Origin of the sequence: Clostridium tagluense, from assembly GCF_003865095.1 — a bacterium.
Lineage (GTDB): Bacteria > Bacillota > Clostridia > Clostridiales > Clostridiaceae > Clostridium_AD > Clostridium_AD tagluense.
In genome coordinates this window covers 18775-43254 of the sequence record NZ_BHYK01000008.1, presented here as the reverse complement: position 1 = coordinate 43254, position 24480 = coordinate 18775, and the positions used below count along the sequence as shown (strand labels likewise).

Annotated in this window: 20 protein-coding genes; 10 read left to right on the top strand and 10 right to left on the bottom strand. The window is 30.8% G+C overall.

All coding sequences use genetic code 11. From position 1 onward, the window contains the following. The first annotated feature begins 33 nt into the window (after nucleotides 1-33). Nucleotides 34-483: a GyrI-like domain-containing protein gene (locus tag Ctaglu_RS08800; RefSeq protein ID WP_125000141.1), complete on the top strand. Its 450-nt coding sequence runs from the start codon at nucleotides 34-36 to the stop codon at nucleotides 481-483. A gap of 82 nt (nucleotides 484-565) precedes the next feature. On the opposite strand, the gene Ctaglu_RS08795 is transcribed toward Ctaglu_RS08800, so the two are convergent. From Ctaglu_RS08795 to Ctaglu_RS08785, 3 genes are all read right to left on the bottom strand, one after another. Continuing rightward, complete coding sequence (locus Ctaglu_RS08795) at nucleotides 566-1768, bottom strand: BaiN/RdsA family NAD(P)/FAD-dependent oxidoreductase (RefSeq protein WP_125000139.1); 1203 nt, start codon at nucleotides 1766-1768, stop codon at nucleotides 566-568. Between the two features lie 176 nt (nucleotides 1769-1944). After that, a complete protein-coding gene (locus Ctaglu_RS08790) occupies nucleotides 1945-4953 on the bottom strand; it encodes an ATP-binding protein (protein WP_125000137.1) in 3009 nt (1002 codons plus the stop codon). 3 nt (nucleotides 4954-4956) lie between these two features. Next, entirely contained in the window at nucleotides 4957-6087 is a 1131-nt protein-coding gene (locus Ctaglu_RS08785) for an ABC transporter substrate-binding protein (RefSeq protein WP_125000135.1), read from the bottom strand. A gap of 321 nt (nucleotides 6088-6408) precedes the next feature. Here Ctaglu_RS08785 and Ctaglu_RS08780 point away from each other — a divergent pair, with 321 nt between their 5' ends. The 9 genes from Ctaglu_RS08780 to Ctaglu_RS08740 all read left to right on the top strand — a co-directional run bounded on the left by Ctaglu_RS08780 (nucleotide 6409) and on the right by Ctaglu_RS08740 (nucleotide 15753). Further along, entirely contained in the window at nucleotides 6409-6987 is a 579-nt protein-coding gene (locus tag Ctaglu_RS08780; protein ID WP_125000133.1) for a TetR/AcrR family transcriptional regulator, read from the top strand. 14 nt (nucleotides 6988-7001) lie between these two features. Then, on the top strand, nucleotides 7002-7358 hold the full coding sequence (locus Ctaglu_RS08775) for a response regulator (protein ID WP_125000131.1): 357 nt from the start codon (nucleotides 7002-7004) through the stop codon (nucleotides 7356-7358). Between the two features lie 23 nt (nucleotides 7359-7381). After that, on the top strand, nucleotides 7382-9436 hold the full coding sequence (locus tag Ctaglu_RS08770; RefSeq protein WP_125000129.1) for a chemotaxis protein CheA: 2055 nt from the start codon (nucleotides 7382-7384) through the stop codon (nucleotides 9434-9436). 23 nt (nucleotides 9437-9459) lie between these two features. Continuing rightward, nucleotides 9460-9972 (top strand): chemotaxis protein CheW, encoded by a 513-nt coding sequence (locus Ctaglu_RS08765; RefSeq protein ID WP_125000127.1) that lies wholly within the window; start codon nucleotides 9460-9462, stop codon nucleotides 9970-9972. Between the two features lie 35 nt (nucleotides 9973-10007). Then, entirely contained in the window at nucleotides 10008-12236 is a 2229-nt protein-coding gene (locus Ctaglu_RS08760) for a HAMP domain-containing methyl-accepting chemotaxis protein (RefSeq protein ID WP_125000125.1), read from the top strand. 74 nt (nucleotides 12237-12310) lie between these two features. After that, a complete protein-coding gene (locus Ctaglu_RS08755; RefSeq protein ID WP_125000123.1) occupies nucleotides 12311-13123 on the top strand; it encodes a CheR family methyltransferase in 813 nt (270 codons plus the stop codon). Nucleotides 13124-13129: 6 nt separating this feature from the next. Beyond that, nucleotides 13130-14167 (top strand): protein-glutamate methylesterase/protein-glutamine glutaminase, encoded by a 1038-nt coding sequence (locus tag Ctaglu_RS08750; protein WP_125000121.1) that lies wholly within the window; start codon nucleotides 13130-13132, stop codon nucleotides 14165-14167. A gap of 22 nt (nucleotides 14168-14189) precedes the next feature. After that, entirely contained in the window at nucleotides 14190-15341 is a 1152-nt protein-coding gene (locus tag Ctaglu_RS08745) for an ATP-binding protein (protein WP_185732633.1), read from the top strand. A gap of 16 nt (nucleotides 15342-15357) precedes the next feature. Beyond that, nucleotides 15358-15753, top strand: coding sequence for a response regulator (locus Ctaglu_RS08740; protein WP_125000117.1), 396 nt, complete (start codon nucleotides 15358-15360; stop codon nucleotides 15751-15753). Nucleotides 15754-15888: 135 nt separating this feature from the next. Here the strand turns inward: Ctaglu_RS08740 and rodA are convergent, their stop codons facing one another. From rodA to Ctaglu_RS08705, 7 genes are all read right to left on the bottom strand, one after another. Continuing rightward, on the bottom strand, nucleotides 15889-17037 hold the full coding sequence (gene rodA, locus Ctaglu_RS08735; RefSeq protein WP_125000115.1) for a rod shape-determining protein RodA: 1149 nt from the start codon (nucleotides 17035-17037) through the stop codon (nucleotides 15889-15891). A gap of 171 nt (nucleotides 17038-17208) precedes the next feature. Continuing rightward, nucleotides 17209-18501 carry a VanW family protein gene (locus Ctaglu_RS08730; protein ID WP_125000114.1) on the bottom strand — a complete coding sequence of 431 codons (1293 nt, stop codon included), beginning with the start codon at nucleotides 18499-18501 and terminating at the stop codon, nucleotides 17209-17211. Nucleotides 18502-18547: 46 nt separating this feature from the next. Then, nucleotides 18548-19192: a hypothetical protein gene (locus Ctaglu_RS08725; RefSeq protein ID WP_125000112.1), complete on the bottom strand. Its 645-nt coding sequence runs from the start codon at nucleotides 19190-19192 to the stop codon at nucleotides 18548-18550. 499 nt (nucleotides 19193-19691) lie between these two features. Then, complete coding sequence (locus tag Ctaglu_RS08720; RefSeq protein ID WP_125000110.1) at nucleotides 19692-21041, bottom strand: MFS transporter; 1350 nt, start codon at nucleotides 21039-21041, stop codon at nucleotides 19692-19694. Between the two features lie 60 nt (nucleotides 21042-21101). Further along, the gene (locus tag Ctaglu_RS08715) at nucleotides 21102-22136 is read right to left on the bottom strand and encodes an ABC transporter substrate-binding protein (RefSeq protein WP_125000108.1); all 1035 of its coding nucleotides are present in this window, start codon (nucleotides 22134-22136) and stop codon (nucleotides 21102-21104) included. A gap of 33 nt (nucleotides 22137-22169) precedes the next feature. Then, nucleotides 22170-22958 (bottom strand): DUF3919 family protein, encoded by a 789-nt coding sequence (locus Ctaglu_RS08710; protein WP_125000106.1) that lies wholly within the window; start codon nucleotides 22956-22958, stop codon nucleotides 22170-22172. A 108-nt stretch (nucleotides 22959-23066) separates the two neighbouring features. Continuing rightward, nucleotides 23067-24479 carry a sensor histidine kinase gene (locus Ctaglu_RS08705; protein ID WP_125000104.1) on the bottom strand — a complete coding sequence of 471 codons (1413 nt, stop codon included), beginning with the start codon at nucleotides 24477-24479 and terminating at the stop codon, nucleotides 23067-23069. Between the last annotated feature and the right edge of the window lies 1 nt (nucleotide 24480).

Here is a 24480-nt window from a genome sequence, read left to right as displayed (position 1 = left end):
AACATATTAAATAAATAGATGGAGGTCATAATTATGGAAGCAAAAATAGTAAGCATAAAAGGGTTTAAGGCTGTAGGTATACCTTACTTTGGAAACAATAGTAATGGTGAAATTGCTACCCTTTGGGAAGCCTTTAACAAAAACTACAAAGACATAAAGCAAAAAAGCAAGTCCATGCTCTTTTATGGTATATGTGATTGTGGAATGGATTCAGAAGGAAGATTTCAATATACTGCTTGCGCCTCAGTAGACAGCTTTTTAGATGTACCAGAAGGTATGGTAACAAAGGTTGTTCCAGAGGGTAGGCACTTAGTTTATACTTATAGAGGAGCTATAAAAGATTTAGGTGAGTTTTACACTAATATATTTACCAAATTACTTCCAGCCTCAGGGTATGAAATTGAATATAGACCCCAACTAGAACTATACGATGAGAGATTTATCAGCAATGGAGAATTTGATATATATATACCTATTAAGTAATATTTTTTACTCTATAAAAAAGCCATAAGGAAATTAAATCCTTATGGCTTTATAATAAATTATAATTTATTTGATTTATTCATTAATTACTTCCCGCTAAGTATCCTGTAGAAAATGCCATTTGAAGGTTATATCCACCTGTCTCAGCATCAATATCTATAACTTCTCCTGCAAAATAAAGATTTTTTATAAGCTTTGATTCCATAGTTGAAGCATTTATTTCTTTGACTTTAACCCCACCTGAAGTTACTTGAGCTGCTTTAATTGATAGTGTTTCTCTAGCTGTTAGTTTCATTTCTTTCATATACTCAATTATCTTATTCTCATCTGCCTTCTTTAAATCACTAATCTTAACCTCGGTTAGTCCTAACAGCTCAAAGATTTCTTTTAAGAAATTTTGTGGAAGAGTCCCTTTTAAATTATTAAGTACAGTCTTATTTGGATTACTCCTCATTATCTCTGATATTTCCTCCCTAGATTTATCTCTTAAAAAGTCTAAAGTAACGTCTACTTCCCCCAGGGCTAAAGCTTTGTTTATATAAGATGAAAGCTTTAACACTGCAGGTCCCGATATCCCAAAATGAGTAAATATCATATCACCGAACTTCTCTACTCTACTTTTTTTAATCTTAGCTGAAATTACAACATCCTTCATTGCAACACCTTGCAAGCTCTTAACAAACTCTTCCTTTATAACTAGTGGAATTAAGGCTGCATATAAAGGAGTTATAGTGTGCCCATTATTCCTTAATACTTCAAACATAGAACCATCTGAACCAGAATCCGGGTAGCTCTTTCCTCCTGTCGTAACAATTACCTTTTCACCTAAAATCCGCTTGCCATCAGCAGTTACTACCCCTTTAATTTCTCCATCTTCAACTATTAACTCTTGAACTTTACTATTATACATAATCTTAACCTTATTTCTTTCTAAATCACCCTTTAATAATTCTATAACTTCATCTGCCCTATTACTTTTGGTATATACCTTTTGGTCAAGCTCTTCCTTATATTCTAATCCACTTTCTTTAAAATATTCTAAAAGTTGATGATTTGAAAATGTATAAAGAGCGCTATATAGAAATTTTTTATTACTAACTATTTTATCAAAAAATTCTTCTATATCTCTATTATTTGTGATATTGCATCTGCCTCCACCTGTAAGTCTTAGCTTTGCACCAATTTCTTTATTTCTTTCTAATAATATAACTTCACTATTTTTTGCTGCACTAATGGCTGCCATAATACCAGCAGGTCCTCCGCCAACAACAATAACTTTTGACATACATACACCTCACTAAGTTTCATTTTTCTATTTTCATTTAAATTAGATTTAACCACATAAAAACCAAACATTATGAGTTTCAATTATATATTAAAAATATGAAAGTGTATATGATTAAATAATTTCATGAGTATAACACAATCTAATTACACAAAAGACTATTTACTTTGAGGCTACTATTTAATCCATTTATCTATTTTTGAACTTAGCTCCCTAAAATTTACTGGCTTTGATATGTAGTCGTCCATACCAGCTAAAATAAATTTATCCCTGTCACTTGATAATGCATAAGCAGTCATGGCTATAATAGGGGTATGTTTTCCCAATAACAATTCCTTTTCTCTTATTAGTAAGGTTGCGGTATATCCATCCATAATAGGCATATTTATATCCATTATTATCAAACTAAATTCAAATTTATCATATAGTTCAATTGCGTCTTTACCATTTTCAGCAATCAAAACCTTCAAATTTTTTTTCTTAAGAATTATTTCAGTTATCCTTCTATTTATTTTATCATCTTCAACTAAGAGTACTTTTTCATTAAAATTATTCTCATTTATAGGGCTACTCAACATTAAGACATTATTACTTAACGTAGTTTCAACCTTTTGGAGGTTAGTAGTAAAATAAAATGTAGAGCCAACCCACTCTTCACTTTCAAACCAAATATCTCCTTCCATTAACTCTACTAGATTTTTAGATATGGCTAGGCCTAAACCTGATCCTTGATATTGTTTAGTGTAGGTACTATCTAATTGTTTGAATCTTTCAAATAGTAACCCCTGTTTATCCTTTGGGATCCCAATTCCAGTATCTCTTATGGAAAACTTTACCTTTACAGTGTTTTCATAAATATGATCCATTGACATACCAACGATTACTTTACCCATTTGAGTAAATTTAACTGCATTTCCAATTATATTTGACAATATCTGCCTTAATTTTATAGCATCACCTTTTAAAATAGTCGGTATGTTTTTATCAATTTTAACGCTTAGCCTTATACCTTTTTCATTTGCACTAAGATCAAATAAGGTACTAACCTCCTTAACAACATCCTTAATCTTAAATGGCTTAGATTCAATAATAATTTTACCTGCTTCAATTTTAGAAAAATCTAAAACATTATTAATTATTGCAAGCAATACCTTTGCTGATTTCATTACCAAGGTCAAGTATTCTCTGGGTTCTTCATCTAAATCAGTCATTAACGCTAATTGCGTCATTCCCATTATTCCATTAATAGGAGTTCTGATTTCATGACTCATGTTTGCAAGAAATTGACTTTTTGCAATATTTGCTTGTTCTGCTTCGAGTTTTGATTTAGTTAATTGCTCCTCAATTGCTATTCTTTCCAAAATTTCTTTTTTTAGATTACTATTTGCTTGCTTTAACTTATCATTTATTTTATCAGTTTGATTTTTAGCTTCTGTTACCTCCTTTTCGGCCTTAACATTTTCTGTTTTATCTAATGCCATAGATATAAATCCAATTAGATTTCCTTTTTCATCGTGAAGCATTGAGTTATGCCATTCACAAAATAATATTCTCCCATCTTTGGTTATATTCTCAGTACAAGTGATGTCTTTTATTTCAGCATCAATTATTTTTTTTGCCAAATCATTTATAGAATGACTAATTTCTTTTGGCACAAGGAAATCCATAAACCTTTTGCCAATAACCTCCTCCTTGGACCATATAAAAAGCTCCTCTGCTCTTTTGTTCCAATCAATAAACTTAAAATTTTTATCTGAAATTCCAAAAGCAAGTGGAGAGTTTTCATATACATTACGATAAAGCTCTTCGCTTTTTTGAAGTGCTTTATCTACTTTTGCTCTTTCTAAAACCTCTGCTTCAAGTTGAGCGTTAGTTCTCTCTAATTCTAAATTCATGTTCTGTAGTTCTTTTGTTCTCTTAATTACCCTATCTTCTAACTGTTCATTTAATTTTGAGATTTCCTTTGCCACCCTTTGTTTCTCAGATATTTCTTCATAAAGCAGAATGGTACTTTTTTCAAGTTCACAATTAATCTCTTCTAGTGATGAATTTAATTCTTCAAGCTCATAGTTTGTTTGGTCTAATTGTTTAGTCCGTTTAACAACCTTATCTTCTAATTCTAAATTTAAGGATAATATCTCATTTTCGCGAAGCTGCACATTTTCCTTCATTATGTCAAAATATTTATATAATTCAATAAATTCACTATAATCTTTAATTTTAGTATGAATACTGTAATCTCCAGCAGAAATAAGTTTAGTTATATTGATAAGATTATTGAAAGCTCTAGTTATATTTGCAATACTGAGCTCGGATAGAATAAAATATAATAAAATCATCATGGCAAAAGAAATATAAAAAGTGTTTTTAATTTTGATAATTGGCTCAAAGACTTTATTTGAGTCTAAGGTTATAACAGAATACCAACCAGTATGTTTATTTTTCGTTGAATACAAAATTAACTCGTTGTCACTTTTACCATTTATAGTAATTCCTCCGTTTTTAGTTTCAGCCTTAATTTCATTGAAATAACTAAATTGTCTTCGTTGATTTACATTATCATGATTATTGTCAACAAGATAGATTCCTTTACCATCTAATATAGAAATATTTTGTACTGAACCTGAAGTGGTATCTTGAGCAATTTTTATTATTGTAGACAGGTTTAAATCTACAACTAACAACTTTCCATTAGCATAAAGAGAAATAGACACAGTAGGTTTCTTTATCTGATCAGATATAAATACACTTGACCATACCAGCTTACCAGATTTGTCTATTTTTTTAAAAAAGTCTTCATTTGTCGCATTTGTTCCAATTTTCTCCTTATTAAAAAGGGCTGTATTTTTAACAAAACCATCCTTGCTAATAATTTGAATATTGTCAATATATGGGTATATTCCAATTATTGTATTGAAATATGTATCTATTTCTTTATCAGAAAGATTATCTTTTAGGAGTACCTCTTTTTCTACTTTATTTATAATATTTATTGGACACTGAATAAAATTTTCAACCTGCTTGTTAACATTTAATGCCAGAATATTATTTGACTGCTTAACATTCTCTTGAACCTGATTATTAGTTATTGAAATAGTAATATATCCAACAATTAAAGTGGGCAAAATAAATATAAATATATTATTTAATAACATCTGACCCTTTAAACTAAAGATTCTTTTCATAGATTAGTCTCCTTTTTTAAGTTGTCCACTTTCTATTTTAAAAATCATATATTTTCTATTATTATCTCCAAACTTATCAATGCTATAATTACCCTGTAAACCTTGAAATTTTTTAATTTTAATTATATTATTCTTAAGGGTAGAAGGCATTAAATCAGGCCCCATTTTTATGGCTAAAAGTAAAGCCTCCACAGTTTCATAGGAATATACAGATGAAAATGTGGGATTTTCTCCATACTTATCAACATATGCATTTCTAAATTTCACAAAATTCATTGATTTATCAGAAAAATCAATTCCGCCTACAATAAACATATCTTCGATAGCATTTCCACCTTTCCTAATTAAATCGGCTGTATTTGACCATAAGGGTGAATAAATGTGAATATTGGTTCCTAGTTTTCGTATCTGCTGAGTTATTTCTGCATTAGTTTTTGAATCTCCAATAATGAAAAGGGCATTAGCCTTTGAATCTAAAACCTCCTTAGCTAGACTTGAATAGTTTACATTTAAACTAGAACTAAAAGTTTTTGTTAAAACAATCTCACCCTTATTTCGCTCCAGAAGTTTTTTGAAATTATTATAAAGAGCATCTGTAAACCCCTTGTTTTCTAAATCATATAAAACTGCAAATTTTTTATCCTTATTTTTATTGGCCATATTGTTTAAAAGTAAAGCTTGCCCGCTGGTAGATGCGATAAATCTAATGAAATTATCATCTATACCAGTTAAGGCATCAGAGCTTACGGTTGGTGACAAAAACAATATGTTTTTGTCTTTTAAATAGCTCATAGAGTCTACAATCATTCCGCTAGTATAGGGTCCAACCACCACAGGGATATTTTCTGCAATAAATTCTTTTTGAGCCCTAAGAGATATAATGGGATCATTTTTATCATCTTTCACTACCAATTCTACTTTTTCTTCCCCCAACCCAGAAGCTTTGTTATACTCCTCAATGGCTAGCTCCGCGCCTCGTCGACCTGACACGGATAAATCTGAATTAATTCCTGACATAGTACCTAAAATACCAATCTTTATGTTTTTCTTGTCTTTATTGCATCCAGTTAAGTAGCTTACATTACAAATATAAATTACACAAAGAATAATTATAGTATTCCTCTTGAGTCTCATGTGGATTACCCCTCATATTAATGACATTTTATTAGCCTAATGGATTTTTTTATTAACAAATATTTAATACTCTGTATTTTATAATATTATAATATTAAATAATGCAAAAATCAAATAAGCTGGCTATTAAACTATTGTAAAATCCTATAAAATCCTATAAAAAGCTAAAAAAACAACTTATAATTCTTTAATAATTAAAATTTAATGAAAAGATTAATTGTATTATAAAAATAATCCAATATATGTTGTAATATACAAAAGTATGTAGTACAATATCCTAAAGTTAGTTAGTTAGTTATAACTAACTTGGAGGTATGATAAGTGAAAGTTGATATATTAAAAAGGAAAGAAAGTATAATCATAACAGCCATTGAGATATTATACGAAGCTGGAATTAATGGAATGACAATAAAGGAAATAGCTAAAAGACAAAATATATCAGAACCTGCCATTTATAGACATTTTAATGGAAAGAGAGAAATTATTAAAGAAATTCTTAGAAGATATTCGATTTATGACGAAGTAATTAAAAACACAATACTAGACAATGATATGGGTGGGAAAGATGCAATTAAATACTTTTGTAGGGCTTATGCAGAATATTACCAAAATTATCCACAAATTACAACTGTAATGTTTTCTTTTGATATCTTTAAGTATGATGAAGAGGCAAACCAAGAAATGAAAAATATTATTAAAAATAGATATAATTTATTATTTGGGTTTGTTTCAAAAGCTATTGATAAAAAGGAGGTTTCATTAAATAAAGATATACAAATACTTACAGATTCAATTTTTGGTATTTTATGGACTACCACTTTTCTGTGGAGAATGGAAAATTGCAGCTTTGATGTTAAAGAACGAATTCTTTTAGCAGTTGATAATATAATAAATTTTTAGAGGAGATGAGTTTTATGAAAAGGGTTTTAATTACAGATGATGCAATGTTTATGAGATTAGCACTAAAAACTATGCTTGAAAAAAATGGATTTGAAGTAGTTGGCGAGGCCGAAAATGGTGTGGAAGCTATTGAAAAATATAAAGTTCTTAAACCGGATATTGTAACACTTGATATTACAATGCCAGTTATGGATGGAGTTGATGCATTAAAAAATATAAAGGCCTTTGATAAGAGTGCAAAAATTATTATGATTTCCGCGATGGGACAGGAAACAATTGTAAGAGAGGCTATAATGTCAGGTGCTATTGGCTTTGTAATAAAACCATTTGTTGAAGAAACAATAGTAAAAGCTTTTTCAAAATTGAAATAATTTTTTAAGAATGGGGGACTATTATGTCAGAGGGTGGAATGAGCAAAGAACCAATGCTAGAAGTATATATTTTTGAAGCTACACAACTAATGGAGCAACTTGAAGAAATTAGTATAGATTGTGAAAAGAGCAAAAAAATTGGCAAGGACGCAATAAACGAAATCTTTAGAATAATGCACACCATAAAAAGCTCATCAGCTATGATGATATTTAACAATATAGCCATTTTAGCTCATTCACTGGAAGATTTGTTTTACTTTATTCGTGAGAGCAAAGATGTAACTATTGACTTTGAAAACTTATTTGATTTGGTACTTTGTGGCATAGACTTTATCAAGGGTGAAGTTTTGAAAATCCAAAACCACTGTGATGCGGATGGTTCTAGTGAAAGCTTGGTATTAAAAAGTTCAAGACTTCTTCTAAATATGAAAGAGGCTAATGGAGAAATTATCAAAAGTAATTTTGCAGGACAAAAAGAGGATACTAAATACTATATTAGCTCTTACCAAAGCGAAGGTAAAGAATTTAAACAGAAGTATGTTGCAAGAATTTTTTATGAAGATGGTTGTGAGATGGAAAATGTACGCGCTTATACTGTAGTTCACAATCTTAAAGATATAACTCATGAAATGTATCACCTCCCTAAAGATATTATAGAAAGTAATGACAGCGTGGAGGAAATTAGAAAGAACGGGTTTTTAATAGGTTTTTCTACCTCTGTGGAAAAGGAAAAAATTGAAGAACAATTAAATGAAATTATTTTTTTAAGACAATTAGAGCTTCTACAAGTGGAAGATTATCCACCAGAGCTTAAAGCACTAAAGAAAAAAAAAGAAATTATTCTTGAACAACCAATAGATAACCTTGAAATCATTGAGACTAATAAAGAAGATTTAGCACCTTTAACTATAAGTGGAAAAGGACAAAGCATTATAAGCGTAAATATTTCAAAACTGGAGATGCTTTTAGATTTAGTGGGGGAAATCGTAATTACAGAAGCAATGGTCACAAAAAATCCGGATTTAGAGGGTCTTTCCTTAGATAATTTTAATAAAGCTGCAAGACAATTAAGAAAACTTACTAATGAATTACAGGATGTTGTTATGTCCATAAGGATGGTACCAGTATCCTTGACTTTTCACAAGATGAATAGAATTGTGAGAGATATGAGTAAAAAACTAAATAAAGAAGTTGAGCTTGAAATTATTGGAGAAGACACAGAGGTAGATAAAAATATTATTGATCATATTTCTGATCCACTTATGCATCTTGTGAGAAATTCCTTAGATCATGGACTAGAAGAAAAAGAGGAAAGGCTAGCTTCTGGCAAGCCAGAAATTGGAAAAATAACTTTAGAGGCAAAAAATGCTGGTGGTGATGTATTTATAATTGTTAGGGATGACGGACGTGGACTAGACAAAAAAAGTATATACGACAAAGCTAAATCTCAAGGGCTAGTTACTAAGTCTGAGGATGAGTTAACAGATAAAGAAATTTTTTCAAATATTTTATTACCGGGATTTTCTACAAATGAAAGTGTTACAGAGTATTCTGGTCGTGGCGTTGGAATGGATGTAGTGAAAAAAAATATCGATAGCATTGGTGGAAGCATTTCTATTGAAAGTTTAAAAGGAAAAGGAAGTACGATATCAATCAAGATTCCTCTAACCTTAGCTATAATTGATGGATTAGAGGTAGCTGTTGGAAAATCTAAATATACAATACCTATTACAGCTATTCGTGAGTCTTTTAAGCCAAAACAAAATGAAGTAATTGCTGATAGCGAAGGTAATGAAATGATAATGATACGAGGGGAAGCCTATCCAATTTACAGACTTCATCGAATATTTAATATAAACAAGTCGGTAACCTCTTCAAATGAAGGGATACTGGTATTGGTGGAGGATAATACAAAAGCTGCATGTTTGTTTGTAGATTCCTTAATTGGTGAGCAGCAGGTTGTAGTAAAAGCTTTACCACCTTATATTAAAAAAGCTAAGGGTATCGCTGGATGTACAATACTCGGAGATGGTAACATAAGTCTTATTATAGATATAAGTGGAATCTTAGACAGGTAAAACTAAAGAAAGGTGGTAAAAAAATGACACAGGTTTTAGATGAAGTTGTAGAAACTGCAGAAGATACCCAAAAGGGTAAATTTCTCACATTTTCTGTTGGACGGGAGTCTTATGGTATTGAAATTAAGTTTGTCACAGAAATAATTGGCATACAGGACATAACTGAAGTTCCTGAATTGCCTAATTATGTAAAAGGAATAATAAATCTTCGAGGAAAGATTATTCCGGTAATTGATGTAAGGCTTAGATTTAAAAAAGATGCAAAGCATTACAATGATAGGACTTGCATAGTGGTAATTGACATAAAGGAAATTTCAGTTGGACTTATTGTGGATAATGTAGCTGAAGTAATTAGTATAGAAGATAGTAATATTGTTCCGCCACCGGATATAAAAACAGGTTTTCATAATCGATATGTTAGAGGAATAGGGAAAGTAGGAAATGAAGTTAAGTTGCTACTAGATTGTAATAAATTGCTTAATGATAATGATGATGAACTAGATAGCTTGAATACAATAGAAACTACTAATTATTAAAAGTCAAAATAAATTAATATTAGGGGGATAAGTTTATGAAATGGTATATGAATATGAAAATTTCAGCAAAACTTCTATCAGGTTTTATAATGGTTGCTATTATCGCTGCAGCTATCGGTGTTGTAGGTATTGTAAGTTTAAAAAGCATTGATAAATCTGATACACAGCTTTATGAAAATCAGTTAGTGCCAACAACTCAATTGGCAGATATCAACAAAAACTTTCAAATGATACGTGTAGATGTACGAGATATAATTATTGAGAAAAATGCTGAAAAAATGAAGTTAATTGAAGATTCTATAATTACAAAAAAAGTAGCTATTCAAAAATTTTCAGCGGAATTTGATAAGACTACAATTTCAAGTGAAATGAAAACTGCATTTAAAGATTACACTGAGAAGAAAGATAACTTTGAGGCTCAATTGGATAGTGTGTTAAGTCTAGCAAAAGTTAATAAGAATGTTGAAGCTATTGCTTTAATGAGTGCCACTGGAACTTCGGGAAAAGCATCAAAAGCCCTACAAGAATCCATAGATTCATTAATTACAATGAAATCAGCAGATGCTAAAATGAAATCAGAGAATAATTCAAGCAGTGCTACAAAAGCAATTAACACCATGATTATCATCCTTGTGGTTGGAGTACTTATAGCAATAGCCCTAGGAATTTTCCTAAGCAATATTATAAGTAATCCTATTAAACTCCTAGCACAAGCAGCGGATAAGCTAGCCATAGGTGATATTGATGTAGATATAAAAACAAATAGTAAGGATGAAATTGGAACCTTAATGATAGCCTTTAAGAAAATGGTAGAGAATATACGTGAAAACGCAGCCAGTGCAGAAAGAATTTCTAAGGGCGATTTTAGTGTAGTAATAAAAGCTAAATCTGATAAAGATGTACTAGCAATGAGTATGATTCTGGTTGTTGAAGCTGTGAATAATCTTGAAAAAGAAACAAATATGTTAACAACCTCAGCAATAGAAGGTAAATTATCCACACGTGGGGATGCACAGAAGTTTAACGGAGGGTATAAGAATATAATTGAAGGTGTAAACAATATCTTAGATGCTGTAATTGAACCTATTAAGGAAGCATCCTCAGTACTTACAGAAATGGCAAATGGGAACTTAAAGGTAAGTATGAAAGGAGATTATAAGGGAGATCATGCGGATATTAAAAATGCATTAAATGAAACTATAGACTCATTATCTTCTTATGTAACAGAAATTTCAGAGGTTTTAGATGAAATGTCTAACTCAAATCTTGAGCTATCAATTAATAATGAATATAAAGGTGACTTCGCTCGGATTAAGGATTCTTTAAACCTTATAATTCAATCTTTTAACGAAGTATTTACAGAAATAAATAATGCTGCAGATCAGGTTTCTGCAGGTTCAAATCAAGTTTCAGATGGAAGTCAGGCACTGTCTCAGGGTACTACAGAGCAAGCAAGCTCCATAGAAGAATTAACTGCTTCCATTACAGAAGTGGCAGCTCAGACCAAGCAAAATGCGGTTAATGCTAGTCAAGCAAATGAACTTGCACTTAATGCTAAAGAAGGAGCTGCCCTTGGAAATTCTCATATGAAAGAGATGCTTAAATCCATGGAGGAAATTAACGAGTCATCCTCAAGTATTTCAAAAATAATTAAGGTTATTGATGATATAGCTTTCCAAACTAATATGTTAGCTTTAAACGCTGCTGTTGAAGCCGCAAGGGCAGGACAACATGGTAAAGGATTTGCAGTAGTAGCTGAGGAAGTAAGAAATCTTGCAGCAAGAAGTGCCAAAGCAGCAAAAGAAACTACGGATTTAGTGGAAGGATCTATAAAGAAAGTTGAGATTGGAACAAAAATCGCTAATAATACTGCAGAGTCCCTTGATCAAATAGTTGTTGGTATATCAAAAGCAGCAACTTTAGTTGGAGAGATAGCAGCAGCTTCAAATGAACAAGCAACTGCAATATATCAAATAAATAAGGGCATAGAGCAAGTTTCAGATGTGGTACAAACTAATTCCGCAACTGCAGAGCAAAGTGCGGCCGCTAGTGAAGAGCTCTCAAGTCAAGCATCAATGCTTAAGAGTATGGTAGGAAAGTTTAACCTAAAAGGAGGTTCCACTTCCTCTTACATGGAAGTATCTTTAGGAGGCCCGCAAAATATAAGCCAATTAAATAAGAAATTTCCAGCTCATACTGAGGCAGCTGCAACTAAAAGCAAACCAAAAATATCCCTAAGTAATATGGATTTTGGAAAATATTAATAAAAGTTCTATTAAGACCATGTCACTTTATTAAAGTAAAGTGACATGGTCTAATAAAAAATAAAGGTGAAGATATGATAAATTTAAAAAACAGCGAATTTAGAGAACTTACGGCCTATATGAAAACTAACTATGGAATAAACCTTACAGAAAAAAAGCTACTTATTGAGGGTCGCCTTAGTAATATGATTACAGAAAAGGGCTTCAGTAGTTTTTCTGACTACCTAAAATTTGTTTTTAAAGATTGTTCTGGGAATGAAATTACTACCCTTATAAATAAACTTACTACTAATCATACTTTTTTTATGAGAGAGGCGGATCACTTTGAATACTTTAGAGATGAAGTGCTACCATACCTAGAAGCAAGCTCTAAAAATAAAGATTTAAGGATTTGGAGTGCAGGCTGTTCTAGCGGAGAGGAACCCTATACCCTAGCTATGATAATTGCAGATTACTTTGGAGATCAGAAGTTTATGTGGAATACAAAGATACTGGCAACAGACATATCGCAAAAAGTATTAGAAATAGCTGAAAATGGAATTTATTCTGAAGACGCCGTGAATACGATACCAAAATATTGGTCACTAAGGTATTTTAACACAATAGTAGATAAAAATTATAAAATTTGTGATGAAATAAGAAATGAAATAATATATAGGAATTTTAATTTAATGACTGAAAACTTTCCTTTCAAAAAAAAATTTCATGTTATATTTTGCAGAAATGTGATGATATATTTTGAGCCAAAAACAAAGATGGAGTTAATTAATAAATTTTATGAAATGACTGAACCTGGCGGATATCTTTTTATAGGTCATTCTGAGTCAGTAAATAAGAATGAGACTAATTATAAATACATTATGCCTGCCGTTTACAGGAAAGGATAGAGGTACATGAATATGATGAAAAAGGTAAGAGTGTTAGTTGTTGATGATTCTTTACTTTTTAGAGAAACAATCGCAAGGGGGCTTTCAGCCGATCGTGGCATAGAGGTAATTGGGACTGCTAGAGATGCCTTTGAAGCAAGAGATAAAATAATAGAGTTTGAGCCGGATGTTATGACTTTAGACGTAGAAATGCCGAAGATGAATGGTATTGAATTTTTAAAAAGACTGATACCTCAATATCCTATACCGGTGGTTGTGGTAAGTGCAATAAGTGATAATGTTTTCGACGCTTTAAATGCTGGAGCTATAGATTTTGTTACAAAAATGAACTCAGTAACAGGAACTAACAAGGAAAATTTTATAAATGAATTAATTATAAAAGTAAAAATTGCATCTATGGCTAAGACTTTCCATATTAAAAAGGAAATTTCAAATGAGAGGCATATAAATAGAATTAACTCCAGAAGTAGTAATACTATAATTGCTATTGGTGCATCTACAGGGGGAACGCAAGCTATCCTTGAAGTGGTTAAAGACTTTCCAAAGGATATGCCCGGTATCATAATAACCCAACATATGCCCGCTGTATTTACAAAAATGTATGCTGATAGGTTAAATAAGCTTTGCCCTATGGAAGTGAAAGAAGCTGAAACGGGGGATATAGTCCATCCAGGAAGAATTCTTATTGCCCCAGGAGATAAACATATGGAATTAAATAGGCGTGGCAATAATTGTTATGTAGAATGTTTTACTGGCGATAAAGTAAATGGACATTGTCCTTCAGTGGATGTACTATTTAATTCAGTAGCAGATATAGCAGGAAGTACAAGCATTGGAATTATTTTAACCGGAATGGGCTATGATGGAGCAAAAGGTCTTATGAAAATGAAGCAAAAAGGTGCATATACCATTGGACAAGATGAACAATCTAGCGTGGTTTACGGTATGCCTAAAGTGGCCTATGATATTGGCGGTGTAACTAAACAAGCATCCTTGAAAAACATTCCTAAGTTAGTTTATTCTATATTAGAAGATAAAAAATAATATGACAAAAAGGATGAGTATAATGAATATACCAGATTTTAAAAATTTTTATACTACCGCTGAAAGATTGGATATGGAAGTAGTAAAAAAGCAGTCACAAAATTTTAATGCTAATGATCCTTACCTTAAAGCTTTAGACTCTATGAATATTTTCATAATCATATTGAATTCTTATAGACAGATTGTATATGCAAACAAGACTTATTTAAAATTACTAAATATTAAAGATATATCAGATATTTTAGGGAAAAGATTAGGTGAAAGCTTAGGTTGTATCAATTTTTTTAAAAATGAGGATGGCTGTGGAACTTCATCTGCTTGTCAAAATTGTAGTGGACGTAATATAGTTTTGAAATCAATTGCTTTAAATCAGGAAGTAGAAGATGAAGTTTCAATAATTAGAAAAAAAGACGGGTTTGATGTACCAGTTAATTCATTCGCAAAGGTTGTACCTATAGAAATAAATAAGGAGATTTTCTATTTGGCTTCCTTTATTGATGCCACAGATTCTGTAAAAAAAAGATCTATGGAAAAAATATTTTTTCATGATCTAATAAATACCGCAGGCGCTTTAAAAGGGATACTTAATTTATTAAAAACTGAAGTTCCTCCCATATATGAAAATGAAGTCGCACAAGTTGAGGGCTTGTTTGAAGGGCTTATAGATGAAATACAATCTCAAAAGCAAATCCTAGCTGCTGAAAATAATGAGCTTTTTATAGAACTAGAAGAATTTAACTCTAAAGAGGTATTACGCACATTAAAAAAGCTTTATAAGGGTTATAGTGATTCTCTAAATAAGACAATAAAAATAGCTGAAGACTCTATAAGTATAGATTTAAAAAATGACATTACCTTATTAAAAAGGGTAGTAGGAAATATGCTTAAAAATGCACTTGAAGCTACAATGGATAATGGAATTGTTACTATGGGTTGTAGTATGGCTCCAAATGAATTTGTACAATATTGGATAAGGAATTCTAGCTATATTAGAGCAGACGTGCAAAACAGCATTTTTAAGAGGGCTTTTTCTACAAAAGGAAAAGATAGGGGCCTGGGCACCTATAGTATGAAGCTTTTAGGTGAGAAATACTTAAATGGGTCTGTTGGATTTACTTCAAGCAAATCTTACGGTACTTGTTTTTATATTAATATCCCGAAAGTTAAATTTTAACAAAGAGGTGTTATAAATGAGAATATTAATAGCAGAAGATGACTTTACAAGCAGATTATTTATGAGCAAGTTTCTTTCTAAATATGGAGAATGTGACGTTGTCGTAGATGGTATAGAGGCTCTTGATGCCTACTTAAATTCAATAAAAGACGGAAATAGCTATGATTTAATTTGCCTTGACATTATGATGCCAAGACTTGATGGAATGAAGGTACTCAAATCCATTAGAGACATTGAAAAACAAAAAGGTATCGAAACAGAAAAAAGAGTAAAAATAATTATGACCACAGCACTAAATGATAAAAAAACAGTACTAAAGGCCTACGATTCTGGTTGTGAAGCCTACGCTTGGAAACCAATTGAAATAGATAAATTTATTCTTGTTATGAAAAATCTAGGGATAATAGCATAAGTAAAATAGGTATACGGAATAATAAGCTTATTTCAACTTATGAGAATTTCTTTAGAGTATCATTGGTTATAATTGGGCTATTGGAGATTCTCCAACAGCCCTTTCTTATATTGGCAAATCCCCATAATTCCGCACCTAAAAGTTGATTTTCTTTTTCCTCATGCCTACGTTTAAAACAATACCAACACATATGAAAGTTGTAATTATTGAACTTCCTCCATAACTCATAAAAGGAAGAGTAAGTCCTGTAATAGGCATAATACCTATATTCATACCTATATTCTGCAAAATAGAAAACAAGAACATAGATATAATACCTGCAGTTAACATTGTACCAAATACATCCTTAGACTCTTTAGCAATTTTAATTAGCTTATAAATTAATAATCCATACAAAGCTAGAAGAAAAATTGCACCAAAGAGCCCCCACTCTTCTCCCACCACTGAAAAAATGCAATCTGTGCTGGATTCAGGAGTGCTTCCCACTGCCGCCCAGGAGCCTTTTAAAAATCCAGTACCAAAAATGCCACCCTTACCTATTCCAATTTGAGACATGGTCAGTTGAAGACCAGTACCTGTGGGATCTTTATCTGGATATAAAAAAGATATCAATCTATTCTTTTGATAAGGTCTAATTAACCCTGAATTCCAAACTAATGCTATAGTTCCAGACACTCCTAGTAAGCCACCAATAATAACCTTAGAATTTAACCCCGCCATAAAAAACATTCCTAGAAGGATAAAGAAAAAAAACATAGTCATTCCCATATCAGGCTGCTTTAATAGAAAGATCACTGGGATAATAGCATAAGCCGAAAGTTTAAGAAAGTTTTTAATATTATTTATATTGCCTTCCATTTCATCTAATTGTTTAGCAATCATAATTATTAATGCAATCTTTACAAATTCCGAGGGCTGAAATTGTGGTAACGGTCCAAGTTTTAGCCAGGACTCTGCTCCATTAACCTTTACTGGCATTAGTGCATTAAGTATAAGTAGAAATATGCCGCACCAATATATTATATTTGCATAACTTTGGATAACTTTGTAATCTATAAGAATTATTAAATACATTACAAATAGCCCTACCACAAGCCATCCTAAATGCATCTTAAGAAAATGAAAATTCAAAGCGGTACTAGCCATATTATTTCCTTTATAAAGATATTGAGTTGCACTTAAAATATTTAACGAACCAAATAACACAATAATTATGCAAATAATTATTATGCCAAAATCTAATTGTCTAAATAACTTTTTATTAATTTTAAACATCTGAAGCATATTATCCTCCTTATATTTTTTATACTTAGCAGTATATTTCATACTTAGAAGTATATCATATAATTTGAGAATTAAGTCATATTTTTCTTTAATGTAAAAATTCTCAAGACAAGTGGCAGAAAGTAAGAATTCCTAGGGGGTGGGTAAAAAACTTTGCAAATAGCTTGATTTTCAGTATCCCTTTTTACTAGCAGCGACTATAGGAGTATATTCATCATTAGAAATAAACTCTGAATTAGTCAACATTCCACTCTCATATGTTTTTCTTGTAACATTTACTTTATAAACATTATCATCTTCATTTATATTATTTTCAATAATATATTTTTTTTTGTTTAAATTGGAGTTGGAAAAAATATTAATGGACAAATTTTTATTCTTAGTATAGGCCTCTATATATATTGGATAATCAAGAGTGTTTGTAAACTTAAAATCTATACTTCCCCAATCAACTGTAGCATCAAGTCCAAACCCTACATATGAAGAAGGTATTGTATGATTTGTTCTCTCTATATCCTGTATTCCTGTTTTTAAAATTGCATTATATAGAGTAGATGATACCTGGCAAATACCCCCACCTATTCCTGATTCAATTTTTTTCCCAACTATAACAGGCGCCTCCATGTAACCTAATTCTTTTGTCCTCGCTCCCACCACCTCATTAAAGCTAAATCTTTCACCTGGAATCAAAAATTTACCATTTATAGCTTTAACTGAAATATCAATATTGTTGGCTCTCATAGAAGAGGATGAGTCAAAGCTTGTACTAAATGAAGATATGCAAGTGTTAATAGAAGAAAGTTCAGCTTCTGTAATTGCAGCCTCGATCTTCTCAATAGGTGCCTTTATATGTATGTCATCATTTTCTCCAGTTTTAATTTTATCCACAATATATTTATGAAGTTTTTCTTCTTGAATCTTATACCCTTTTGTATCAGCATCTATTTTAATTTCACCTTTTGCTTTCATTTCTATAGCTGCATTTACAGGCTTCTTATTGATTTCTTTCTCAATACTACTTGTAAATACCTTAACAAAGTCATCATTGCAAATAAAATTCAATCTATATTTTTTCCTGCTTCCCGTCTTTATAAGCTTATGTTTTTCAATTATACTTAAATTTTTTCCAAAGTCAAATGCTTTATCTATAACTTTATTCATATCACAACTCTTAATAAGATCAGATTTGGCTGCTGAGTATGTCTTTTTGTCAACGCTTACATACAGTTTGTTATTTAGTAAAGCATCTATATATTGGATTTTAATTGTATCTCTTGCCTCTTGCTTAGTTTTTCCCCCTAAATCAATATCTACTATTTTTATATCACTATAAATTAACTGACTCCATTTTTTATTTTCTATGTTTAAGCCCCACATACACCCAATTATTAAGCCAATAAAACTTAAAATGAATTGAGCTATTAATATTTTAAAAACAATAGTTACACGATATTTCTCCTTCATCTAGCACCTCATAAATTATTCTTAACTTTAAAAAAGTATGATAATGTTATTTTGGAAAAAAATCAATAATACCATCTATTTTTTGAGCTTCACATTTAATTAGATATAACTGCTCTTCCACCATACTTTCTTTAGTTTTAATCTGTTCTTGACAATTACTAATTAAGCTTGACAGCTTGGCTATTTCTTTTTTATATTCAACAATACGCATATTAGTTTGATTATAATATCCATCCTTTACCTTTCCCAAAATTTCTAATCTTTTTTCTCCGTCAGAAAGAAGTTGATTTAAATCAACATTGGAAGCATTAATTATATTTATAACCGATTGTTTTACTACATCTTTTGGTAAACTTTGTGGCAAAGCATTGATTAAATTTTGTAACATGAAAACTGTATTAATGTTACTATTTTCAAGTCCATGTAAAGAATATATTTCATCTATCATCATTTTATTTTCATATTCCATATCTGTTTCCATTTCAGAAGATGTTTTTTTTATAACTGGCTTAGGTGCTTTAATTTCTTCTTTATGATGAATAACTTGAACTTTAGCAATATTATTCTCATCATTTAGCACTTCACTTAATTGGTTAGTATTTTCTTCATTTAAATTGGTATTTTTTACTTTTTCTACGTTAACTTTTTCCACTAAATTGCATTTCTCTAATATAGACATTATTTTCGACATAGTATACACTCCTTAAAATTAAAAACTTTAACTTAATTATATTAGCTTACCGATGATGATTTTTCCTACTGTTATTCCTACTATAAGCATAATGAAATAAGAAAAAAAATAACGAGATTTAGCTGTAAATCCATATTGTGCTTTGGACAATTTCTTTTCAATTAATTTCAATATAATATTGCACAAAAATAACGAAATTAAGAAAACTAAAGCTTGAAGGAAAAAAAATATTATAACCATTTATAATCACATCCATTTGATATACATATATGCCAATACATTTTTTAATCACTTTATTAATTTAATTATATACTATACAGTAATTTACTGCAATATATATGTTAACTTCCTATAAATGTACAATTTTTATGTAAAATTTAGGAATTTTTTAAAAATAAAAAAACTAGGTTAAGTAATAAAAAAGGGCTGTCTCAAAATAGAAAGTATTTTCTATAGCGAGATAGCCCCTTTAATAAATATTTACATGTTAAGTATCTATTTAGCTTGCAACAGTAGTATCTTCAGCTTCTGGTTTTGACCTATCATGTACGTTCCAAGTAAGGGATAGAAATACAATAGCAAGTACAGCAGAAACCATAAGAAGCGTGAATCCTCCATCCCAGTTGAATTTATCTACCACCATTCCCATTACAATTTCAGCTGAAACTTGTCCAATAAGATATCCAAAAAGTCCTGTAAATCCAGCAGCAGTACCAGCGGCTTTTTTAGGAACTAGATCTAAGGCACTTACTCCAATAAGCATAACGGGTCCATATATTAAGGCACCTATTAAAGCTAAGGTAATGTTTATTGCTAAAATACTTGAAGATTGCCAATAAATAAACACTCCAGCTGTAACCCCTACCATGCAAGCTACACCTACTGGTGCACGACGACCGTGGAATATTTTATCACTTATCCATCCTATAAGTATAGTACCCGGAATTGCAGCATATTCAAATAAAGAAAATGCAATTGCTGATTCTTTAACATTAAAACCTTTTACTTCTTGTAGGTATAGTGGAGCCCAATTAATAATACCATATCTTACCATATACACAAAACCGTTTGCAAGAGCGATATACCATAAATATTTATTATTGAGTACATATTTAAATAGTATTTCTTTTCCAGTCATTTCCTTTTCCCTATCTTTTACCTTTACAGCAGGGTAATCATTTTTATATTCTTCTATAGGAGGAAGTCCCACAGATTGAGGTGTATCTTTTGCAAAAACCATATACATTGTTCCAATAACTATTGCAATAATAGCAGGTAAATAAAAAATCCCTTTCCAACTTCCAAATATTTGAACACCAAGAAGAGCAATAACGGCTATAAATCCACCACCCACATTATGTGCGGTATTCCAAATAGACATTTTAAGTCCACGTTCTTTATCTGAGAACCAGTGGGTTATTATTCTTCCACATGGTGGCCATCCCATACCTTGAACCCATCCATTGGCAAGCATCAATATAAACATTACGGTAAGGCTTGAGGTAAGTGGAAAAAACAAATTTATAATCCCAGACAAAATTAAACCGATACCTAGAAAATACTTCGCATTTGACCTATCAGATACATTACCCATAACAAATTTGCTGATACCATAAGCCATTCCTAGCGCAGAGGCAACTAAACCAAGCTGTGTTTTTGTAAATCCTTCATGAATGAGATACATCTTAGCTAGTGAAAAGTTACTCCTAACAAAGTAGTAACCCATATAACCAATATATATACTTATAAACACTTGTAAACGGTATTTCTTATAAGCTGGATCAATTTTTTCTTTTGGTAATCTCTCAATAGGTGTAGCGGGTTTTAAAAAACTAAATAAATTTCCCATTGGTTTCATCCACCTTTCTTTTTAATTTTTTTATTTAAGAATATTGATTTATATATAAATTTAGGGATTGATCTTTTCAAGGGCATCTAGCATATCTTTTTTATCAATAGCTGCTTTTTTAAAATCATATTTTTCATTAGATAGAATATCCTTTAACTTTTGTCCCCCCTCTGGAATGGATACATCTTCTCTTGTAGACATGGCCATAGAAAAATTTTTCAGAGCATTGCCAGCTTCTAGCGTTAAGCAATAATCTATAAAAGCATTTGCAGCCTTAGAGTCTGGACCATTTTTAATTTTAGAAACTGCACAAAGGGTCCATCCCACATCTTTAGGAATTTTAGATTGTATATTAAATCCAGATTTTTTAACTATAAGCTGTTGATTTATAAAATTAACAGCAATTAAATATTCACCAATACCTACCTTTTGCGCTGGAGTAAATCCATTTGCAGTAACTTGTGCCACATTACGGTTGAGTTTGCCTATATATTCTAAGGCTTTTTCTTTTCCCATAGATTGTACAAGATAAGAAACAAAAGTGTATCCGGTGCCGGAGGTTTTTGGATCTGGAATAATAATTTCACCTTTAAAAGCAGGGTTTAACAAATCTTCAAAGCTTTCTGGCTGCTTTATACCCTTTGATTTAAACTCCGCCTCCCATCGTTCTTTATTGATACCAATAGATAAAGCTTCTATATAAAGTCCTGTCCAATACCCATCTTTATCTTTATATCTTTCAGGAATGGAACTGGCATTTTTAGATATATATTTTTCAATTATACCTTCTCTTTTCATGGACTCATGGGCATCTACTGTGCCTCCTAAAAAAACATCTGCTTTAGGATCTTTTTTTTCCTCCATTACCCGAGCTAAAGCCTCCCCAGTAGGAAATCGCAAAATGGAATACTCACAACCAGTTTTTTGTTTAAATCCTTCTAATAATGGTTTAGCCTCATCTTCATGAAATGCCACATAAACCAAAATTTTTTCACCTTGTAAATTAGGATAAACACCTTGGTTTTTATTGCATGCAGTTAACAATGTAAAACAAAACAAGAGTAGAATAAATACAGTAAATTTATAAGCTTTCATTAAGATACCTCCAAAATATATGAAATATAAAAATTAAATACCAGTTTTACTGATGTTTTTACAAACCTCTAGTAAATTTCCTTTCATATATATTGCATTTACTACCTCATTACTAAAATCTTGAATAACAATATATCCATTTTTATATACATCAATATTTATAATTGCATAGGAAGTTTCTTTTGTATTTATAATAGAACTACTTTCTTTTTCCATATAGGTTTTTATATGGTATAACACTTTTCCCTTTGTATTTATTGCTTCTTCTAGTGCTTCATTATCCTGAATTTTAGAGCATTTTAGTATTTTATTACGAATAGAGGTTTTATCATCACTACCACATTTTTGTATATTATTATCGCTATCTACTACGGTAACTTTATTTCGTTCATTAATAAGGTTGCTTAGATTTTCAGGACGACATAAAATTTCATACACATAATTTTTAAGCTTATCCACATAAGGCTTATCTTTAGGATTTCCATATATAATAGCGCTAATTTTTAGGTAAGTTCCTAAGCTAAATGTAGATTTTTTACCATTTAAATAATAAATGGTGCCACTGATTTCATCAGAATTATACGTATTTTGGCTCTCTTGCAAGGGACTGCTCTTAGACATCGCGTCTATAACATTCCATATATTCTCAATAGTCTTACTATCAGAAATAACAGCCTTCCCCCAACGGTTACTATAAACTTCTAATTTTACAGGCGTAGAGGTCCGTGCAGCCTCTAAAACTTGTTCTCTATCCTGAATAAGTACTAAATGATCATAATTTTTTTTATATTGCCAAAATATTATGATTCCTAACGATAGCATAAAAACAAAATAAATAATAAATAATTTTTTATATTTCTTTAAAATATTTATTTTTCTCTTCCTCCTTATAATAGCAAAAAACGTTTTCAGAATTACATCAAAATTGTATCAGCTTTGTAACAATTCAAAAAATAATTCCACTTTTGTTCCCTTGTCACTACTTATAGAAATATCACCCTGCTCTTTTTTCATAATCTCCTTGCAAATTGCAAGTCCAAGTCCCATACCCCCATATTGATTTTGTACCGTTTTATTTGCAGTATAAAAAGGCTCAAAAATCTTTTCCAAATGCTCCTTTGGTATGCCTTCACCATTATCTGAAATTGAAACAATTAATGGCCCTGCCGCGTCGAACATTTTTATAACAATAGAAGTACAATCGCTATATTTAATAGCATTGTCAAATATATTTAAAAATACTTGTTCTGTTCTTTGTTCATCTATCCAAAGGAAATGGTCAAATAACAATGTTTCTATAGAAATATTGTATTTCTCTAATCTAGGCTTTAAAATTAACAAGCTTTCCTCTATTACTACTTTAATATTTGTTTGCTTTGCTTCCATTTGGAAATCTTCCTTATTTAATTTAGAGAGATTTAACAATTCTTCCACAAGACAAAGTAAGCGATGTCCACCCTTTTGGATATAATCACAACATTGAATTTTGTCTTCCTGCGTCTTTACTCTAGGAAGTAAATCTGCATATCCAATGATTGAGGTTATAGGTGTTTTTAATTCATGGGTAACGTTATCTAAAAATCTTTTTTGATTTGCTTTTTCATCTTTTAATTTTAAAATAGAATTACTGATATTAGTGGACATAAGGTTAAAAGAGTCTGCTAAGTCCTTTATTTCATCTGTGGTATCGATTTCTATAGTATTTGTAAAATCTCCATTTGCAACCTTCTGAGAAGCTCTTTTTAAGGATACAATGGGACTTACAATTTTTCTAGAAAATATATTGCTTAAGAAAATAGAAAAAAACAGTGCTAATATGCCTAGAAGCAACATAGCTACACTGGTATTTTTAACTAGTCCGATTTCTTTATCTAAGGGATAAATATATCGAAAGCAACCAATAGTTTCTTCTTCAAAATAAAGTGGACTGGAAAATAAAATGTATTGCTTATTTTCAATTTTTTTTATAATATAGGATTTGGTTCCTGAAAGTGCATGAATCACATCTTTATTCTCTGAAATTATAGGGTATTCTTCAGAATCTCCTACTAGTCCATCCTTGTTGTATAGTTGAATTCTGAATTTATAATGATCAGATAAATTTTTAGCAATAAAAGGGCCCATATTTTTAAGAAGCACTGGCAACCCTACATTTTTTTCGTTCTCTAAATAGGTAATGATATTTAATTGACTGTTGTAACTCTCTTGTTTTAACATGGTAATAGAGCTATCTAGTATATTTTTATAAAGGTTACCAATAGTAATTAAGCATACAATAAGCAAAACTGGAAGCAAAATGGCTATATTCATAATTACGATTTTATTTTTTATACCAATTTTCATT

Coding starts and splice junctions, on each gene's coding strand:
- Ctaglu_RS08730 (WP_125000114.1), bottom strand. CDS start 18,501: ATGAAGGAGAAATATCGTGTAACTATTGTTTTTAAAATATTAATAGCT.
- Ctaglu_RS08745 (WP_185732633.1), top strand. CDS start 14,190: ATGAATATACCAGATTTTAAAAATTTTTATACTACCGCTGAAAGATTG.
- Ctaglu_RS08715 (WP_125000108.1), bottom strand. CDS start 22,136: ATGAAAGCTTATAAATTTACTGTATTTATTCTACTCTTGTTTTGTTTT.
- Ctaglu_RS08790 (WP_125000137.1), bottom strand. CDS start 4,953: ATGAAAAGAATCTTTAGTTTAAAGGGTCAGATGTTATTAAATAATATA.
- rodA (WP_125000115.1), bottom strand. CDS start 17,037: ATGCTTCAGATGTTTAAAATTAATAAAAAGTTATTTAGACAATTAGAT.
- Ctaglu_RS08775 (WP_125000131.1), top strand. CDS start 7,002: ATGAAAAGGGTTTTAATTACAGATGATGCAATGTTTATGAGATTAGCA.
- Ctaglu_RS08795 (WP_125000139.1), bottom strand. CDS start 1,768: ATGTCAAAAGTTATTGTTGTTGGCGGAGGACCTGCTGGTATTATGGCA.
- Ctaglu_RS08705 (WP_125000104.1), bottom strand. CDS start 24,479: ATGAAAATTGGTATAAAAAATAAAATCGTAATTATGAATATAGCCATT.
- Ctaglu_RS08725 (WP_125000112.1), bottom strand. CDS start 19,192: ATGTCGAAAATAATGTCTATATTAGAGAAATGCAATTTAGTGGAAAAA.
- Ctaglu_RS08720 (WP_125000110.1), bottom strand. CDS start 21,041: ATGGGAAATTTATTTAGTTTTTTAAAACCCGCTACACCTATTGAGAGA.
- Ctaglu_RS08785 (WP_125000135.1), bottom strand. CDS start 6,087: ATGAGACTCAAGAGGAATACTATAATTATTCTTTGTGTAATTTATATT.
- Ctaglu_RS08755 (WP_125000123.1), top strand. CDS start 12,311: ATGATAAATTTAAAAAACAGCGAATTTAGAGAACTTACGGCCTATATG.
- Ctaglu_RS08765 (WP_125000127.1), top strand. CDS start 9,460: ATGACACAGGTTTTAGATGAAGTTGTAGAAACTGCAGAAGATACCCAA.
- Ctaglu_RS08740 (WP_125000117.1), top strand. CDS start 15,358: ATGAGAATATTAATAGCAGAAGATGACTTTACAAGCAGATTATTTATG.
- Ctaglu_RS08770 (WP_125000129.1), top strand. CDS start 7,382: ATGTCAGAGGGTGGAATGAGCAAAGAACCAATGCTAGAAGTATATATT.
- Ctaglu_RS08750 (WP_125000121.1), top strand. CDS start 13,130: ATGAATATGATGAAAAAGGTAAGAGTGTTAGTTGTTGATGATTCTTTA.
- Ctaglu_RS08760 (WP_125000125.1), top strand. CDS start 10,008: ATGAAATGGTATATGAATATGAAAATTTCAGCAAAACTTCTATCAGGT.
- Ctaglu_RS08800 (WP_125000141.1), top strand. CDS start 34: ATGGAAGCAAAAATAGTAAGCATAAAAGGGTTTAAGGCTGTAGGTATA.
- Ctaglu_RS08710 (WP_125000106.1), bottom strand. CDS start 22,958: ATGCTATCGTTAGGAATCATAATATTTTGGCAATATAAAAAAAATTAT.